16 protein-coding genes are annotated in these 18,638 nt (G+C 44.7%); 5 read left to right on the forward strand and 11 right to left on the reverse strand.

The genetic code is table 11. The annotated features are described in order from the left end of the window. Positions 1-162: 162 nt before the first annotated feature. Positions 163-1,518, reverse strand: coding sequence for an ATP-binding protein (locus JGK11_RS27395; protein WP_293175416.1), 1,356 nt, complete (start codon positions 1,516-1,518; stop codon positions 163-165). A gap of 25 nt (positions 1,519-1,543) precedes the next feature. Here JGK11_RS27395 and JGK11_RS27400 point away from each other — a divergent pair, with 25 nt between their 5' ends. After that, a complete protein-coding gene (locus JGK11_RS27400; RefSeq protein WP_293213682.1) occupies positions 1,544-1,792 on the forward strand; it encodes a hypothetical protein in 249 nt (82 codons plus the stop codon). 366 nt (positions 1,793-2,158) lie between these two features. Here the strand turns inward: JGK11_RS27400 and JGK11_RS27405 are convergent, their stop codons facing one another. The 5 genes from JGK11_RS27405 to JGK11_RS27425 form a co-directional block, all read right to left on the reverse strand. Then, positions 2,159-2,725, reverse strand: a complete 567-nt coding sequence (locus JGK11_RS27405; protein WP_293204402.1) for a hypothetical protein — start codon at positions 2,723-2,725, stop codon at positions 2,159-2,161. Positions 2,726-2,859: 134 nt separating this feature from the next. Continuing rightward, positions 2,860-4,428 carry a hypothetical protein gene (locus tag JGK11_RS27410; RefSeq protein ID WP_293175412.1) on the reverse strand — a complete coding sequence of 523 codons (1,569 nt, stop codon included), beginning with the start codon at positions 4,426-4,428 and terminating at the stop codon, positions 2,860-2,862. Positions 4,429-4,626: 198 nt separating this feature from the next. Continuing rightward, positions 4,627-6,009 (reverse strand): oligosaccharide flippase family protein, encoded by a 1,383-nt coding sequence (locus tag JGK11_RS27415; protein WP_293175410.1) that lies wholly within the window; start codon positions 6,007-6,009, stop codon positions 4,627-4,629. A gap of 265 nt (positions 6,010-6,274) precedes the next feature. After that, positions 6,275-7,063: a TIGR03943 family protein gene (locus JGK11_RS27420; protein WP_293213684.1), complete on the reverse strand. Its 789-nt coding sequence runs from the start codon at positions 7,061-7,063 to the stop codon at positions 6,275-6,277. A 136-nt stretch (positions 7,064-7,199) separates the two neighbouring features. Continuing rightward, entirely contained in the window at positions 7,200-8,276 is a 1,077-nt protein-coding gene (locus tag JGK11_RS27425) for a permease (protein WP_293189491.1), read from the reverse strand. A gap of 562 nt (positions 8,277-8,838) precedes the next feature. Here JGK11_RS27425 and JGK11_RS27430 point away from each other — a divergent pair. After that, positions 8,839-10,299: an ATP-binding protein gene (locus tag JGK11_RS27430; RefSeq protein WP_293189490.1), complete on the forward strand. Its 1,461-nt coding sequence runs from the start codon at positions 8,839-8,841 to the stop codon at positions 10,297-10,299. Between the two features lie 177 nt (positions 10,300-10,476). Here JGK11_RS27430 and dnaN read toward each other — a convergent pair whose 3' ends face one another. Then, entirely contained in the window at positions 10,477-11,616 is a 1,140-nt protein-coding gene (gene dnaN, locus JGK11_RS27435; RefSeq protein WP_293175402.1) for a DNA polymerase III subunit beta, read from the reverse strand. Positions 11,617-11,833: 217 nt separating this feature from the next. On the opposite strand from dnaN, the gene JGK11_RS27440 reads away from it, so the two are divergent. Next, positions 11,834-12,124 carry a hypothetical protein gene (locus JGK11_RS27440; RefSeq protein WP_293175400.1) on the forward strand — a complete coding sequence of 97 codons (291 nt, stop codon included), beginning with the start codon at positions 11,834-11,836 and terminating at the stop codon, positions 12,122-12,124. A gap of 227 nt (positions 12,125-12,351) precedes the next feature. On the opposite strand, the gene JGK11_RS27445 is transcribed toward JGK11_RS27440, so the two are convergent. After that, a complete protein-coding gene (locus JGK11_RS27445) occupies positions 12,352-12,561 on the reverse strand; it encodes a hypothetical protein (RefSeq protein WP_293175398.1) in 210 nt (69 codons plus the stop codon). Between the two features lie 519 nt (positions 12,562-13,080). Between JGK11_RS27445 and JGK11_RS27450 the strand changes: the two genes are divergently transcribed. Together JGK11_RS27450 and JGK11_RS27455 are read left to right on the forward strand one after the other, a co-directional pair. Continuing rightward, positions 13,081-14,031, forward strand: coding sequence for a diiron oxygenase (locus JGK11_RS27450; RefSeq protein WP_293213686.1), 951 nt, complete (start codon positions 13,081-13,083; stop codon positions 14,029-14,031). Between the two features lie 2 nt (positions 14,032-14,033). Further along, entirely contained in the window at positions 14,034-14,762 is a 729-nt protein-coding gene (locus JGK11_RS27455) for a glutamine amidotransferase (protein ID WP_293213688.1), read from the forward strand. Between the two features lie 349 nt (positions 14,763-15,111). Here JGK11_RS27455 and JGK11_RS27460 read toward each other — a convergent pair whose 3' ends face one another. The 3 genes from JGK11_RS27460 to JGK11_RS27470 all read right to left on the reverse strand — a co-directional run. Then, a complete protein-coding gene (locus JGK11_RS27460; RefSeq protein WP_293213691.1) occupies positions 15,112-16,242 on the reverse strand; it encodes an MFS transporter in 1,131 nt (376 codons plus the stop codon). Positions 16,243-16,262: 20 nt separating this feature from the next. Next, positions 16,263-17,972 (reverse strand): AMP-binding protein, encoded by a 1,710-nt coding sequence (locus JGK11_RS27465; protein WP_293213694.1) that lies wholly within the window; start codon positions 17,970-17,972, stop codon positions 16,263-16,265. Between the two features lie 17 nt (positions 17,973-17,989). Continuing rightward, a partial coding sequence (locus JGK11_RS27470) for an iron-containing redox enzyme family protein (RefSeq protein ID WP_293213697.1) occupies positions 17,990-18,638 on the reverse strand: 649 nt, incomplete at its 5' end.

Below are 18,638 nucleotides of genomic sequence, written 5' to 3' on the forward strand. Positions count from 1 at the left end.
TGGTCAACGACAAACCCTTGAATCTCGGTAAATGGTTTATCGATATTTTTTACCGCCCTGAGCCAGTATTGGCATGATTATTTATTTGGAAGTCCCTAACTACTAAGCTAGCCGATCGCGCTTAACTTGGATGGCCGAACCTGAAGGCTGTTCTTGAGTTAATCATGTTTTGCCAACGATCGGCAGGAGTATTTCAAATTCGGTGTGCTGGCCGGGCTGCGATCGCAATTTTAGTTTGCCGCCGTGCTTTTCTGTGATGATTTGATGGCTGATTGCCAGCCCCATACCGCTGCCTTTGCCTGCTGGTTTAGTGGTAAAAAATGTGTCAAATATGTGCTGCTGATTTTCTGGGGTAACGCCGGGCCCGTTATCGGCGATCCCAATGGCGGCCCACTTGCCCTCTGCGGTTTCTACCACTTTAGTCGTAATTTGGATTTGGGGCTGCCAGTTATCCGCGCACTCTGTATCTAGTTCGCGATCGGCTGCATACTCTGTCACGGCGTCTAGAGCGTTAACTAACAAATTCAAAAACACCTGACTCAATTGACCCGAGTAACCGTTAACTAGCGGCAGTTCGCCGTATTTTCTTACCACTTCTATGCCATTTTTAAAGCGATTTTTCAGAATTAACATTGTAATCTCCACGCATTCGTGAATGTCTATTTCTACTGGCTTTGTCTCATCCATGTGAGAGAAGTGGTGCAAACCGTTGACTATTTTTAGTAATTGTGAGGCTCCCCACTTCATGCCTTCTAAGGTGACTGGCAAATCTTCTTGTAAAAAATCAAATTCTATTTCTTCTTTGAGGGCATCAATTCGGGGACACGGTTCCGGATATTCTGCTTCATAAACCGAGATTAGCTGAAGCAAGTTTTCAAAATAGGACAGCAGAAAAGTAAAATTTCCCCAAATACAGTTGAGCGGATTTCTAATTTCGTGGGCTACACCTGCTACAATCCTCCCCAGACTCGCCATCTTTTCGGTTTGGATAAGTTTGGCTTGGGTTTGTTCGTGGAGCAATTTATTTGTCAATTGATGAATTATTGATTGAGCAACCATTAATTGGTGTACGTCTAACAGTCTGTAGGTCTGGGGTGCCACTTCGACTACTACAGGTTCGTAAACTAATTCTACTGATCTGTAAAGCGATTCCTGGGCGGCTTCTACTATTAATTTACTGCTAGGAAGCACCAGTAGCTCTTGCCTGGAAAATCTGTACAATACCTCTATCGGTCGCTTGAAAAACATTTCTAACCCGTAGCGACGGTTAACTTTTTCAAAAAATTGACGCCTGGATATGATGCCGACAAAAGTACCCATATTTGTCAACATGACACCTGGAAGCATGGAATTTTCTTCAAAAGCCTGGGCTACTTCTTTTGCCTGTTGAGTTAATTCTATTTGGCAGTTGTAGAGAGGCAAGTCGAGGAGAGTTGATTCTAAGGAGATGTTCCAAGTACAAATTGCAGGTATGTGTAACACTGATAACTCCGAGCTAATCTGATGCACAGCCAACATAGATGAAACTCCTGTTAAATTTTGTATGATGGATAACTTTAGTTGCTATTTATTGGTAACTGGTAATTGGTGGTGGGTAATTATTAATTTAAAAAATTACAGCAGCACCGGATTGGAAAACTCGATCGCCCTGGCATTGTCTGCTAAAGATTTGGTTTCTGAATCAATGTTAAACGATCGAAGCTTTTGTGGAACTTACGGAGCTTTGTTATTAACTTTTTACCATGATATACCATGCGATCGCCTGTTTTGGGAAATCTTAAAAAATCATTAAGGCACTTTGGTTATGCGTTATACCATTTTTGGGTGATGGTAGGGAATTGGAGAGCAGCGATAGCGGGCAATTGGTGAATATACGGGCATGGATCGAGGGATCTAGGGGGCGGATGGCGATCGTCCAATCCGCGCCCTAAGGGCAAAGGTAAAATCGGAATCAGCCAGAAACAAGAAGCAATCAAATGCAAGGGTTTCAGGAATTAAGAAAGTCCTAACCGTCGGGCGTTGCTGCCCTACCACTCTAAATAAATGCAACTTTAGGGAACTTCCCAACTCCGACTGCCGTCTTACAAGGCTCTGTTTTTTGCAATTTGCAATTTACAATCTGCAATCTAAAATCTAAAATCTAAAATCTAAAATCCTCTCAGGGTTCCACCTCGGGCCAGAGGCGTTCTAGCTGATAGCGCCAAGCGCCGAGAGTCTGTTCGCGAGACTCTCGCCCGAGTTCCATTTCGCCCATCAATCCCTCTGCGTAAAAACGGTCTAAAGTCTGAAGGGTGGTTTCTATGGATTGTCCCTGCATCTTGGCAGCTTTGATGATTTGACGGATGCGGCTTTCGATTAAACCGCCGAAAAAGTCGGACAAACCTTGTTCTTGCAAAGCTAGCAGTCTGGTGATGGCGGCCGAGAAATCGGCGGCGGCGAGTGTAGCGCAACTGTGCTGAAACACTCCCCACAAAACGTTTTGATGTATGGCGTAGCGAGTTTCGAGGGTGGTGTCAAAGTTAGCTTCTAGCAGTTTCTCGAAAAACGGTTGAGCTTCTTGGGCATCGGCGATGGGTAGCAAAATCCGCAACCAACTTCCGTCTTCGGAAAGCAGGACTAAAAGCCGAAATTTAGGGGTTTGGACTTGCCAAGAAGTGGCAGCAGGCGTCTCAATATTTTCGCCAAATAAGTCTTTAAGGGTATTACTAATTTCTTCGGGAGTCATGGTAATTTTAGATTTTAGCTTTGAGATTGTAGGCTGGGGAGTTCTTTTTAAAGTTTTTGATGTTTACCACATACTTCAAGTATGGCTTAGTATCAACTCAATCTAAAATCTAAAATCTAAAATCTAAAATCTGTTTACGGGAGCCAGCGGGGGTGATAGCCGGCAAAGGGAAGTTCTTCTGGCTGTACTTTTGCGGGAGAGTTGTCTGCGGGTATTTCTAATAAGGGTAGCAGCCAGAGGCGGCTGGTGGCGATCGACTGTCCGCTATCGTTGCGGGGAGTGTCTGCTGCTGTGGGTTTTGTTGTTGTGACTGATTGGTCGAAAATTAATGCCAGCCCGTCGGGAGATAAACTGATTTGGGTATCTAGTTGGTTGGGCAAAACCAGCAGCGGTTTGATGGTTCCTACCAAACGAGTGCCCTCTTTTTTGAGGTCGATGGCGGCGATGAAAGGCTGTTCTTTGTAGCTTGCGGTTTTGAGGCGTTCGGCTAGCAAGCAGTAGAGACGCTGGAATTGGTTGTCTTTGTCTTTGCGCGGATCGAAATAAACGGCGATGATGCTACCGGGAATCCGCAGTATTTCTTGTTCTGCGCCTTGGTTGTCTAAAATAAAGAGCGATCGAGTGTAGTCGCTGTTGTATTTAACGTAGGCGGCGGCGGAGTTGTCGCGGGCCATCCCCAATACTTGTTCGTATTTCGGCAAAAATTCTACTGGATCTGCTTCTGGTTTGAGGGGGACGATCGCTAATCCTTGTTTTTGAGATATTACCATCGATTTGCTGTCGGGGCGAATCATAAAATCTCCGCCTTGTTGGTTCTCCAAGGGTTTGGGCGCGACTTTTTCTTCCAAAATCCAAGGACTGAAATCGCCGGGATTGCGGCGGTTGACGCGCTGGATAATGATGATTTTTCCGTCGGCTGAGAGGTCGAATTTGAGGTTTTGGTAGTCTTTGGAGTCTAAGAGTTTGTCGATTCTACCTGCTGGTTGTGCTGGTTGGGCTTGGGATCCGGGGGATTGTGGATTGAGGCCGGTGGTGACTGTAAATAGTTCTTGATTTAGGGTGCCGCCTGTGCGGGCGATCGATCGATCTGTGGCGGAGAATAAAATGCGATCGCCCTCGGGATACGGTTTAAAATCGGTGACAACTAAATCTTTGGGAGTCAGCGGTATCGGTTTCGAGTTGCTGCTGCTGAGATTGACTAGCATTAATCTGCTTTCTGTTTCGCCTTGAACGCCGATGTAAACAAAAGCTCGATCGCGGCTGCGGAAGGAACTGCTAAACGGTTGAATTGGCGTTCCTTTGTTTTGGTTGTTTTCTCCAAAATACTTGTCGGTGGCGCCGGCGAGTTTTAAGGTGTAGGTAACACCGTAGGGTGCTGGATCTTTGAGGGTGTAAGCCATCCGCCTGCCGGCCCAACTGAATTTACCTGGGAGGGGCGGTTCTAGTTTTAAGTTTTCCTCGACGGTGGAGTGGTTCATCGGCCGAAAGAAGTTGAGAATAAAGCCGGTATCTGCGGCGCCGATTTGTTTGTTCTCCCAAGTAAAATCTCGCACTCTGGGCGCTGTGCGATCGCCACTCAGCAGCAGCAGTCCCATTAAGACGCTCAGCAGTAGGATGAGGAAAATCGCTACCCGGTCGATCGGCTGTTTGAATTGCCCAATAGCGAAGGATGAAGGATTAATTTTTTTGTTAAAAATACTCACAAATGTTTCTCTCCTTTTCCTGCTGTAAAATTAACCGCCCATTTTTTCTATTTCATTCAGGCCAGGACGCGCTTCCAACTCTTAGAAAGCTATTTTTTTCACCAACAGTAATGGCTGCTACTTCTTTTTGGTTAGAAAAAACTCATTTTTGAAAGTTGTGGTGTGTCTTGGACTGAATAAAATAGACCTATGAAAAATCTACCTATATTTAAATATGTCATGAGTTCGTACCAGATCCTCGGGTGATATTTTATCGATAGGTAGTCCGCCACCCAGAGACTTTCTCACCAAAAGTATGATTGCTAGTGTCCCTAAAAACATTGCTGTCAACTTCATGTCCTCCCAAAAACAAGTTAGCCCTTCTTTCCTAAGACCGTAGGTAACTACTAAATAAGTAGGAATGTCACCGACAGCTACAGCAATCACAGCACCTAAATTACCCATAAAATGATATCCTACTGGGATGCCGATAGCGATACTCAAGAAAGTTGCCAGATTGCCCATAGCTGCGTACTGAGATTTTCCGATAGCTAACAAACAAGAACCCATCAAATTGTGGATAGTCGTGTGCCAAATACCTAAAGCCAAGATTGGCATCATCCAAGATGCTGCCATATACTCTTTCCTGTACAGTGTTAAAATTATCTGATCTCCAAAGCTCACAAAAATTGCTAAGCCTAGGGCTAAAGGGATCAGAATCAAGTTGCGGTTTTTGAGGATTTTGGCGCGCAATTCCTCGCGAGGTAAGTCTGCTAGCATCGAAATCGAGGGAAAAATTACCCTACCTGCGAGGGCTATCATTACTTGACGGGGCATATCGCCGAGGGTAAAAGCAATGCCGTAAATGCCCAACATTGTTAAACTAAATATTTTTCCGAGAACTAGGCGATCGGCTTGAGAACACAGAAAATATAAAATTGTAGACAAAAATATCCATTTTCCATACGAAAATATTTCTTTAACTGCCTCTCGCTCCCAAGCAAAGCGGTTTTTATGACCGCGAATCAAAAAATGGCTCCATACTAATTCCACTACAGAGCCTACGAAACCCCCTGCGAGGATAGCCCAGATACTGCGATCGAACCATGCCCAAACAATCATGACTGTAGTAGAAATGACCTGTAAGGCCAATTCAAACATTACTACGTTCTTAACTGTCATTTTGCGTTCGAGAATGGATACGGAAGTAGATTTAAATCCTCCTATGAGAGTAGTTAGACTTATGACCGGAATCAACCACAGGAGACGGGGTTCTCCATAAAAAGTAGCGACTGGCCAGGTGATTAAAATTAAACAAAACCAAATAAAAACACTGCGAATAACTTGCATTGTCCAAGCGGTGTTGAGAAATTCTGGTTCTTCTCCACGCTTGTTTTGGATGATACTTGGGCCAAGACCTATGTCTGTAAATAGGTGGACACCTGTGATAAAAACGTAGGCTAGACCCATTAGACCAAATAGTTCTGGTAACAGCAGGCGCGTCAGGATTAGGTTGCTGCCGAATCGGATAATTTGACTGCTTCCATAGCTGGCGATCGTCCAGAAAGCACCTTTAAGCGCTAATTTTTTTTCAGATGACATATTCAGATGACATATAGGGAGAACTTATTTTCTAATTACGAGTCTAGTTGCTGAATTTCCTGTTGGCAACTGCTACAGGATGTTGCTGCTACTTTTATAGCTGACTTTACTTGATGTTAATTGTCCTACGGAGGACGGGCTCTTCTGGCCCATGCCACAATCTCAAATACAACAGATTTCAAGTCGCGAGATTAAAGTTGCCCACTGGCGGGATGCCCATCTCGCGATCGCCAAGGTAAAATTTAATCTCCAACTTGCTGGCTGTCTAATAATCATAAGGGTTTTTAGGCTCGGGAATCGATCGGAGGGAGGATGCTTGAATAATTAATTTGCGCTTGCCTTGCAGTTCTTCTACGATCGTCTCTCCTTCTATTTCTAGCCAACTGTCTGGGGCGAACGCGGTGCGGCTTTGACCGATCGCTAATTTGACCGGCAACCCGATCGGATAGGCGTCCGCCGCGCAGCAGGTAATGATAAAACGCCCGATCCACATATATTGTTCTGCTACGTTGGGCGGGTGAATCACAAATCCTTGAACCTTGACTTTTTGACCTCTATATGTATCGGGTTCGGGATTGAAATTTAACAGCCGCACCCATTCGATGAGCGATCGCCTTTCGGGTTTTGTAGTATTGCGAAATTCTTGGGGTTGCAGTCTGGTGATGGGCAGGGATTCGGTGAGGCCTCGTTCGAGTGCTGTCTGGCTGGTAAATGTGCGTGGCGTTACCGCTAAACCGATCAATGCGACGCTCAACATTAAGGTGCTGCCGATACTGGGGGGAAATAAAGTAATGTGTTCAACTTCTGTACTTCTGAGAGATTTATTTGCTGGCGATGTCCGGGATTGCTTTTTGGCGCGATCGACCTTTAAGAGTTCCCAAGTTTTTAACCCGCCAATAATCATTAAGCCGATTCCTCCCGCTACAGTCAACCCAAAGTAATTCGGGTGAATGAGAATGCTTAATTTCCCGGTGATCCAATATTTGAGGAGTAATATTCCCCACGCTAAGATAGCTAGGGCGTCCAGCCAGGGGCTAATTTTCTTGAAATTCATTTTTTAAGAGTCATTAGTCATTGGTCATTAGTCATTAGTCATTGGTCATTAGTCATTGGTCATTAGTCATTGGTTATTGGTCATTGTTTATTGGTCATTGGGAATCTCTAGTTATTTTTCCGTCTAGGCTCATTTATTAACCTAGATACAAATTGACAGCGAGGGTCATTAAAAATGTTAACTGAGCTGCCAAGACCATTAAGTAAATTACAGAGCGACCTTTAAAAATAGATAGCATTAAACCGATGCCTTTGAGGTCAATCATCGGGCCGAAAATGAGAAATGCTAACAGCGAACCGCTGGTAAATGTGGAAGCAAAAGAAAGGGCAAAAAAAGCATCTACTGTAGAACAAATCGATACGACTGCCCCTAATAGCAGCATCGCCAGAATCGAAGAAACAGGGCCTTGGCCGAGGTTGAGAATTAGTTCGCGGGGTGCGCCAACTTGAATGATGGCGGCGATCGCACTTCCGACAACCAACACTCCTCCCAATTCCCGCAACTCCTGTACCATAGTATCTAAAAGCAGGCGCAGACGCTCTTTAGAAACGCGGTGGAACATCGAGGAACGTTTCGAGGTTTTGTCAGTTTTGCCTGTTTTTAAGGGCTGTCGCTGGTCTTGTAGCAAAGATTCGATCGGCACTGCACCGCCCTGACCTAGCATAAAAGTTCCCGACTGCAACAGTAGCGGAGTGTCGGCTGGGGCGAGTTCTGTTTCGGACAACTCTGGTTTTGGGAGAGGAATCGCGCGGGCTACAGAAGGGTGTAACAGAGGTCGCAAATCTGTTTGGACGCTGAACACCCAGCCGATAATTGTGGCTATCAAGAGAGAAAAGACTACCCGCAAAACTACAATTTCGGGCTGATCGCGAAATGCCGTCCAAGTCGCCCAAATTACCACGGGATTGATGGTGGGGGCCGCGAGTAAAAAGCCGATCGCGGCTGGTGCGGGAACTCCCTGCATTAGCAACCTGCGGGCTACGGGGACGTTACCGCACTCGCACACGGGAAACAAAAAGCCGATCGAACTACCCATCAAAGCCGCCAGCAGCGGGTTTCGCGGGATGCGGGATACGAGTTTGCGTTCGTCTACAAAACCCAGCAGCAAACCTGAGAATAAAACTCCCAGCAGCAGAAAAGGTATTGCTTCTACTAACAAGCTGAGAAACAGGGTAAAAGCATTGTTTAACTGATTCGTTAGGACTGGTTGCATCGATCGCCTACTGGTAAATTGCTATCTCGTTACACGTATTTGGCTGAGCCCCTGTAGATCATACCTTCTTCACAGCGCTAAGTTAAGATTCAGTTAAAACTTTTTTGCGATCGTCCTCAATCTTATAGCAATCATTAGAATTTCCAGATTCTGGTAAGGACACGGCAGTGCCGTTTCCCTACAGATGCTCGCCTACAATCTCTATGTTCCCATATTTAATTAATTATTTTTCAGCCCTCTCAGGTTATTGTTAACAATAGGTTAAGACTATAACTCAAGGTTAATTAAGAGTTAAATACTCGAACAAAGCGTTAATACCCCTCAAGCCAATATAAAATAAAGTCAGGCATAATTGCCAGGGCGCATCTATCTCGGTCATACTCGAACTTGCCTAATACTGGAAGTGGTAAAATCTCATTTACCACCGTAAGTTTTTTGTGTAATTTAAAATTCCGTTTCCCAGGAGAATGTCGGCCAAAGCACTCAGCTACTCATCGACTGAGCTTTGGTGGCTAAATATCTGTTGGCAAATATAACCCCAAAAAAGCGTGCTGATGAATTTATGTTAAATACCTCCTGCATAGAAAGACCAGTCCAACCGCTCTCCCAGGCTGACTTAGGAGAACTTTCTTTAGATTCTACTCTCGTGGAATTGTCGCTTTACGCTTTTAACGTAGAAGCTACGGATTTGGGAATGCAAATTTCCCAGATGTTAGAAGCCAATCCGCTGTTACCGGGAGTCATTTTAACCGATCGAGGTGAATTTGCGGGGATGATTTCCCGGCGGAGATTTTTAGAATTTCTCAGCCGTCCTTTTGGGCGAGAATTATTTTTAAAGCGACCTGTGAGGGCTTTGTACCGCTTTGCCCAAACTGAGACTTTAATTTTCCCCAGCAATACTTTAATCGTGGATGCAGCCCGGAAGTCGCTGCTGCGATCGAAAGAACTGCTTTATGAACCAATTGTCGTTCAAGTGTCGCCTCAAAATTATAGTTTGGTAGACGTACACGAACTGCTAGTAGCCCAATCTAATATTCACGAACTAGCAACAAAATTACTGAGACAGCAAACTCAATCTCAACTAATTCAAACCGAAAAACTAGCCAGTTTGGGGCAGATGGTTGCTGGAGTTGCCCACGAAATTAGAAACCCCGTCACCTGCATCAGCGGAAATCTCGGTTTTTTGTCAAACTACTCAAAAGACATCTTGCAATTGCTGACTGCTTACGAACAAATTGTCGGCCCTAGCGCACAAATTGACGAACTCAAAGAAGACATAGAATTTGATTTCTTACAAGAAGATTGGGCGGAAATTCTCAAAAGTATGAAGGTTTCATCCGAGAGACTGACGGAACTTGTCACCAGCCTGCACACCTTCTCTCACATGGACGAAACCCACTTGAAAGAATCTAATATCCACGAGTGTATTGACAGTACGCTACTAATTATGAAAAACCGTCTCAAGTACGGGTTTAAAGTAGTTAAAAGCTATGGAAATTTGCCTTTGGTGAAGTGTTATTCTGGTCAGTTAAGCCAGGTATTTATGAATATTGTCAGCAATGCGATGGACGCCTTGGAAGAGCTAAAAGGAACCAAAGGTTTTGTACCTGCGATTACTATTCAAACTGAGGTAATAAACAGTGCTGACGGAGACTGCGTAAGTTCAGAATTAATGCAAAATTATGTTTTGGGCGATGGCGTCCCGCCCCGCAAGCTACGACAAAATGCAAAATTGCGATCGTCCGCCAGCCAAAATGGAGACTTCAGCCCAGAAGCAGCGGGAAAAAATCCCAATAATGCTTGGATAGCAATCAGAATTGCCGATAACGGGCCGGGAATTGCGCCCGAAATTCAGCGGCGGATTTTTGAGACATTTTTCACTACTAAACCAGCGGGGAAAGGTACTGGTTTGGGTTTGGCAATTACTCATCAAATTGTTACGGAGAAGCATAAAGGTAAGTTGAACTTGCATTCAACGCCCGGTACTGGTACGGAATTTGAGATATTGTTGCCATTAATTTGAAGGCAGTTGAGGATGAAGAATACCCGGCGGTTGAAACCGCGTCTATACAACCAAAACCCGCCTCCGCGGGTTGAAGAACGAGTTGTTAAAATTACGTTTTATTCTTCAGTCCGCGGAGGCGGACATCGTTTGTGTAGACGCGGTTTCCAACCGCCGGATCCTATCTTCTTCCAGCAATTAAGGTCGAAGCTGAACAGGCATTACTAAGAATGTGGCATTGACTCCGCCCAAAGGCTGAAAAATTACAGGGGCAAGAGCACCGTTTAATTGCAGTTGAATTTCGGGAGATTGAGCCGTTTTCAAAATGTCAACTAAGTATTTCACGTTGAAAGCAATATCTATGCTTTCTCCCGAAATCTGTGCCGCCATTGACTCTTTACCGCAGCCGACATCTTTGGCGTCTACTGACAAAGTAATTTCCTGATTTTCCTCGTCGATGCTACATTTGAGGATATTATTTTTTTGATCTGCAAAAACAGCAATTCTTTCGACTGCGGCTAAGAGCGATCGCCGCTCAAGAGTAATTTGCCGCTCAAAAGAGGGCGGAATCAACTGTCGGTAGGCGGGATATTGCCCTTCCAAGGTGCGGGTTGTCAGGCGCTGCTCGGCCCATTCAAACACTACTTGACCGTGTTCAAAATGTAGGGTGACTGGTTCAGTCCACTGTCGCATCACCAGCATTCTTTCTACTTCCCGCAATGCTTTAGCGGGTACAGTCACCTCAAATTCTTCTTCGGTTTCTTCACCTTCTGCTTTTTCGTTGGCAGTTTGAACTACTGCCAATCTGTGGCCGTCTGTAGCTGCAAATTCTAGGCAATCTTTCAGTACCTTTAAATGCACGCCTGCCAGTACCTGTTTTGCTTCGTCGGGGCTAGTAGCAAATAAAGTTCCTTTGAGTCCTTCTATCAAGGCTTCGGGCGGCAATTTCAGGATTGTTCCTGCTTCGATTGCCGGCAATTCTGGGAATTCTTCGGGGCCCATGCCTCTGACTTGATAGCTGCCAGAACTGCAAGTGAGACAAGCGACGGTATCTCCGGCTTCGTCTTCTAAAGTAATCTCTCCATTTGGGAGTCTGGAAACTATATCGTTGAGCAATTTCGCGGGTATGGTAAAACTACCGCCGCCAGTCACTTCTGCTGCAAAGCTGGTGCGAATACCCAAACTGAGATCGAAAGCTGTTAAGCTAACCCGCTGATTTTCCTCATCCGCTACTAAGAGCACGTTGGCTAGTACGGGATGTGTCGGGCGGGAGGGAACGGCCCGACTTACCAACGAGAGGTTGGCGTTGAGGTCACTTTGGGTGCAAACCAATTTCATGAGATGAAGGTTAATTAACCGGATTTGAGATAGAAACAAATCGTATCACAGAAAGTCGGTGGCTCGGTTTTTCTGTGTGTAGGTGTGCACACAGCACCAGATTCATTTTTAATTTGTTGAATTATTTTTCTGGGGTTCGCTCTGTGTAAACTGTGGAAAACAAAATTAAATGCTTGTCTGAAAAGGCTTGTAGTTGCTTTTTGCCTGTGGAAAACTTGTGGAAAAGCTGGAAAAAGTCGATCGCCCGCCCCTCGATCCTCAAAAACTTTTTTCAGCCAGAGAGTTAAGGATCTTTAGGGTGTCGATGATATCGAAGAATGTCCAGGTTAAAAGCATCCGTGATATTTTCCACAAACTTACGGTGATTTGTCCACAGGTTTTTCCACAGCTAATCTCAAATCCGATGCCACCGGATTTGAGATTACCCACAGTCAGGACACGACGGTGTACCGTTTTCCTACAATTGGCGATCGTTACATTCGAGCAAGACAAGCTGAAGTGCATTTAAATTGTATAGTCAAGTTTAAAAAAAGTTCTGTGGGGTGGGCCAGAAAGCCCGCCCGAAAAATACAATTTAGACGCGAAACAGCTTATTCAGCCGAGATATATTTGAAATTGAAGCAACGCCTGATATTACAGTCGCCAAACCTCGATATCATAGAATCCGTTTAACAAAAAAGTCGCCTCCCTACTTAAGCATCCAGCTAATTCTAGTGAGGACATCATTGTTTACCGTCAAAGCCTCAAACCCTTAAGTATATTGAATGCTTGATGAATATCAGATTCTGTAACTGCACCATATCCAAGTACCAAATAATAATTTGCCTCTTTTGCATCAGGCTCAAAGTAAGCTGCCCCTGACCACAAACCCACTCCTCGTTCTGCTGCGAGATCCACAATCTCGTCTGCGGGCTGATTAGGTGGAAGCTTAATCCAAAACTGCATACCACCACCAGGGAGTTGCCAACTCCACTCTGGAAACAACTCTCGTAAATACAGCGGTTATCAGAAAGATTCGCGGACGTTGTTGGGCTTGGGCCCTCTTGGTTTAAACGGTTATGTAAGCTGTCAGTTATACCTCATCTTTTTGAGAAAGGCTATACGTAGCGATCGAGTCTCGTTCTCGAACTTTCAACGAAACTTTTAGGACTAAGGGTAAGCATCCTATGGATAGTAACCACTAGAGGGTTTGCCCATACAAAGCACCATATATTTGGGCATTGTGTTGATACTAGGATTGGTATCGCTAGATTTTTAGTATCCTTTTTCGTTAGAAATCATACAAGACGAAATATTCCAGCAATGGTACACTCAAAATATCTTTAATTGGAGCATTAGTTAGCTCCAATGACGCCACATCATATATAGTAGTAAATGTTTGTTACTAATGAAACGGAGTTGATTAGGAATTGTAAATATTTATTGCCTGTAACGTTGTTTCCCTTAATGTCAAGGAACTTTTTCATGATGACAGTGAACAAGCTAGGTGCATCTATCTTTCAGAAAAACTACAAAAGCCCTTTGGGCCGATGGAATGAATCAAGTTGGATACGGAACAAACCTCTTCGGGAAGGTAACATTGAAGGTTTACCCTTTTCTCCAGATCTCGTCCCGTTAGCCGATCATCCTGCCATTGCGTCAGATTCAACTCATCGGGTAACGGTTCTAGCTTATCGACTCCTTGCCCATTTACAATTCACAACTTTGTTGGAATTGAGTCATGTCAATCCTGTTTGCAGCAGTCTGGCTCAAGGAAATGCACCCATTTTTTTAAGCACGCTTCAGCGCAATGATGCTCTGCGAATTTATTGCGATGAAGGAGGACACGCTCTCTTTGTTGAATTATTTTCAACTCAGGTGGAGGAGGCATTCGGACTCGATCGATCGGTTATTGGTCGTCCACACTTCGATCGCATCATCGAGAAAATTATTGCTGAACATCAAACTCGGCTGTCGCCCCATCTCATTCAACTGTTTTTTGTCACAATCTCAGAAACTCTGGTGACAAAGGTTCTTAACAATGTTCCCCACGATCCTCAAGTCTCTCCTATTGTCCGTGCCGTTATCGGCGATCATGCGGCTGACGAAGCGTTGCACAGCGTTTATTTTCGTGGCTTGTTCCCCATCCTTTGGCAAAGCCTTGGATCCTATGAGCAAGAGGAAATGGGACAATTACTGCCACAACTGGTATGGGCATTTCTGGGCCCCGATCGCCAACTCGAATACAGTATTCTGAGGCGCTTAGGCTTTAATGCAAAGGATTCGGAAGGAATTCTAGAAGAGGTTTACGTACCCAGCCAAATTGCTAAATTTGTTCGACAAGCTGCCAATCCAACCTTAAAAATGTTTGCAGCCGCTGGAGTGTTGGACGATCGTACAATTGAGCAAGTTTTCGCAGATTACGAATTGATTTAAGGGTGACTACTTTGAAACACGCCACTGTCATTAGACATATTGCCTTTGAGGATCTGGGAAGTTTAGCTGAAGCATTGAATCAGCAAAACTACACAGTCAGATATTTAGAAGCTGGATCGGATGATTTGACTCAGATCGATCGCAACACAGATTTGCTAGTGATTCTTGGAGGCCCAATTGGAGCCTACGATGAACAGGATTATCCGTTTCTAATTGATGAGTTACGTCTATTAGAATATCGTCTTGCTAACGATTTGCCTACGCTAGGGATTTGTTTGGGGGCACAGTTGATGGCTCGTGCTTTAGGAGCGAAAGTTTATCCTGGATTGCAAAAAGAGATTGGATGGTCTCCTCTAAACCTGAGTCTAGCAGGTCAGCAAACACCACTTGCTCACTTAGCAGGAGATAAAACAGCCGTTCTTCATTGGCATGGAGATACCTTCGATCTGCCTACTGATAGCACTCATTTAGCGGCTAGTGCGATTTATCAAAACCAAGCTTTTTCATGGAAAAAAGGAGGATTGGCGTTGCAGTTTCATCCAGAAGTCACAGCTCAAGGATTAGAACGGTGGTTCATTGGTCATGCCTGTGAAATTGGAGCAACGCCTGATATCACAGTCGCTAAACTTCGAGAGGATACGATTCGTTATGCTGGACATTTATCAGCTCAAGCAGCGAAGTTCTGGGAAGATTGGTTAGCGTCTTTACCGCAGGCTGTAAAATTGTCATAATAGAACAGCAAACGGCTGTTATTGTCCAGATCAAAAGTAATACAGCAGGTTCCACGTTGATGAAGTACATCTCGGATCGATAAATCTCCGTAGGGACACGGCATTGCCGTGTCCCTACAGCACTCCATAAACCTGGGATAGGCTTGTATCATCAAGATGCCTGACCAGTAGCTTGAATCGGAACTTCCCCCGCACGCGAGGAAAGTTCCGTTTAGTTGAAAACCAGAATCAAATATTTTTCTGGTTAGTTAATACTTTAAAAGCGTAGTTCATCAAACAGTTGTGGAGGTTCGGTTTCAGGTCAGTCACTAGAATATCTGATGAGCAAATTTATTCACTATATAAATACTCATTTCTGACAGTTTCTTGTTACGAGCAAAGTAGCGAAGGCAACGAATAGCATGGATAATCCGACTAGGCAAACTCCATTCCATTGCAGTTGGCTCCAGCCATAGATACCAAGAGTAGAACCTAGGGCTCCACCCATAAAATAGGACACCATATAGACCGTATTTAGGCGACTTTGGGCTTCTGGTAACAAGCTATAAATGCGTGCCTGATTCGATACTAGAGCGGATTGTGCGCCTAAATCTAACAGAATGACTCCAATAATCAGCCCCCACAAATGGTTTCCAAACAACCAAAGCACCAGAAATCCTGAAGAAGAAATGGTAATAGCTATTCCCACTGTCAGACGAGGATTTTTGCTGTCTGTCAGTCCCCCAACAGCAGGAGCAGCGACAGCCCCTACCACCCCTACCAAGCCAAACATACCGGCTATTTGGCTGCCATAGTGATAAGGTGGCTGTTCTAGCAAGAATGCGAGAGTGCTCCAAAAAGCGCTAAATGCCCCAAATGACATAGCTCCTATTACCGAAGCTTCCCGCAATACAGGTTGATCTCGAATTAACCCCAACAAGGATTGCATCAATTTTGGGTAAGACATCTTCAGTGACGACTGACTTTTGGGCAGTAACCTTAAGACAGCAACTGCAAGGACAATTATTAGACCGCTTGCAATCCAATACATTGCTCGCCAACCTAAACTTTCCCCAATCCACCCGCTAACAGTTCGCGCTACGAGAATGCCAACGAACAAGCCACTCATTACTTTTCCGACAACTTTTCCTCGCTCTCCAGGTTTCGCAAGATGGGCGGCAAATGGAAGAATTAGTTGAGGCACAACTGTAGTGATACCAATCGCCAGACTCGAAGCAGCAAGCCATACTATACTCGGAGACATAGCAGCACTCACTAAAGCGCAGGCTGTTGCAGCCAGGAGGGTGGCAATTAATATCCGACGTTCGATCATATCTCCCAATGGAACAAATAGGAGCATTCCCAAGGCATATCCGATTTGCGTAAGCATTGGGATGAAACCTACCTGCTGAATCGAAGCATGAAAACTTCTCCCCATCTCTACAAGTAGAGGTTGGTTGTAATATATATTTGCTACAGCAATTCCAGTTGTAATTGCCATAAACCAAACCGTATTATGTCTCATTTGTCGCACAGTTCATTGAACTGCCCATTGTCCTTGTCTAGTGGTTCTATCGTAGAAATTGCTTTGTGAGGCTCTAGACCATTGAAGGAAGCAGCAATTCTTGTGGCATCTGCAATTAATAAGTCCTTACGTACTTTGCCAGTTGTCGTTTTGGGTAAGTCAGCCAAGTAAATTACATGGGGTTGCTTATATGAGGCTAGTTCGTAGCTGCAAAACTTTAACAAACTCTCCTCTGTAATCAACGTCTTGTCTCGTACCTCTACAAATGCCACTAAAACTGGTGAGTTTTTTGTCTTATCATCTACTGGGATTCCAATCACGGCAGCTTCACATACCTGATCGTGTCGGCATAAAACACTTTCGATCTCGATCGAGGATATGTTCTCCCAACCATAATCTGTTTCTACGTAGAGCAAGTCTTTAATACGGTCTCGAATCTCTAAGTAACCATCCGGATGAACAACTGCCATATCTCCACTGTGGAACCAGCCATCAGCGAATGCTTTTTCAGTTGCCTCATAGTCATTGTAGTACCCCATCGCAATTGTATTCCCCGCCATTACGACTTCACCTAACGTGTATCCATCGCAAGGAACATCCTTCATTTCCTGGTTCACTACACGTAAGCCAGTACCTGCATGAATCGTTGCAACACCTTGGCGTGCAAGATGCCTTGCACGAATTTCAGACGGTAAATCCTGCCACTCATCTTTCTTTTCACACACTACATAGGGACCTCCGGTTTCATTCAACCCATACTGGTGTATAAAATTTACATCCATATCGTCTAAACACTCGATTAGTTTAGTTGTTGGAGCAGCACCGCCGGTTGTGATTGTAAGTCCTTTGAAGACTTGTCTGTCTCCTTTTAGTTCCACTAGCGATCGTATAAAACGTGGTGCGCCACACAGATGTGTAATATCGTACTTATGAATCATACTTGTGAGTTCTGCCTCATTTCCTCTGTCGTTATGTGACAAAACAACCTGCACCGCACCTACTACTATATTGGCCCATATATGCCCCCAGCCATTGACATGAAACATTGGCATCATCCACAAGTATTTTGATGCCTTGCTGAGCCCAATCACAAGCACCTGACCAATTGCATTTAGGTAAGCTCCACGATGATTGCAGATTACGCCTTTTGGACGCCCAGTTGTACCAGAGGTAAAGTTGATTGCCAGTGGGTCGAGTTCCTCACGTACAGTTTTATCCAGAATCCAGTTCCCATCCTCTGCTGCCATGCAGGTTTCGTAGTCAAGTGTTCCGCCCGGGTATAGCTCTTTGGTCGGACTATTAAAGATAATTACCTGTTGCAGACACGTTAGATGAGTCCGAACTTTAAGAGGTATTTTATCGGCAAAATGGGCATCCAAAATTAAGACCTTCGCCTCACAATTGCCAAGCAGATACAGGAGGTCAGCAGTTGTTAGCCAAGGGTTCAGCATTACCAGAATGGCTCCTATCGCTGGAATGCCAAAGTGGGCTTCTATAACCTGCGGGCTGTTCTCCGCCAATACTGCGACTCGATCTCCATAATTGACCTGCAGCCGATTTAACACTTGTGCTAAACAGCGCGAGCGATGCAACAGTTCGGCATAAGTCATTACACCTCTGGAGTGGATTACCGCTTTTTTGTTAGGAAATGCTAGACCACTCCGTTCTAAAAAAGTGGTCGGATTTAAAGCTACATACGAATGCATTTGATGTACCTCAAAGATTACTCAAATTGATATTCCTTTCGCTGTGAAAGAATTCCCTTGAGTATGCCATCATACACACCAGCACGGGCTTCTAACATACGCATTGCAGCGCTGAAAACTTTTAAAATGTCTTCATTGGTGTGGATGTATGGTAGTCCGGCAGCAAACCAGCCTTCACCATGATCTTCATCAAGTTCGCAATGCACGACAAAAAACTTCACCATTTCCTCGCTTAATCCGCGCCGACGCAAGTGCGCTAAAACTCGGCGTTGCTGAAGCGGAATAGCTAGTTCTAAAGCACCCATCCCACCAATGCCGTCATGCAAACCGTCTGCAAACCAGCACAAATTAATTTTGGTATTTAATAAGTGGCAAGTTTCCGGGTTAATATCTTCTTCTTTGACCCCACCAAAGTAATTCATAAGTGGCTCAAACAGATTGGGATGTGCAAGAGAAAAATTACCCTGACCAAACTCATCGTACAAGTTATGGTAAAGCTCTTCTCGCATCTCAAATGGCACAATTAAACTGTAGGCAGCAACGTGCAGGTGAAAACGCTGCATATTGACCCATTTGTGACAAGTTAAGAAAAAGTGCAAATTGTCAAGGGGGTAGACTTGCAAGAGGTAAAATAGGATAAAACCTTGACCGGGTAAGCAGTTGAGC

Origin of the sequence: Microcoleus sp. PH2017_34_RAT_O_A (assembly GCF_020737885.1) — a bacterium.
Classification (GTDB): Bacteria; Cyanobacteriota; Cyanobacteriia; order Cyanobacteriales; family Microcoleaceae; genus Microcoleus.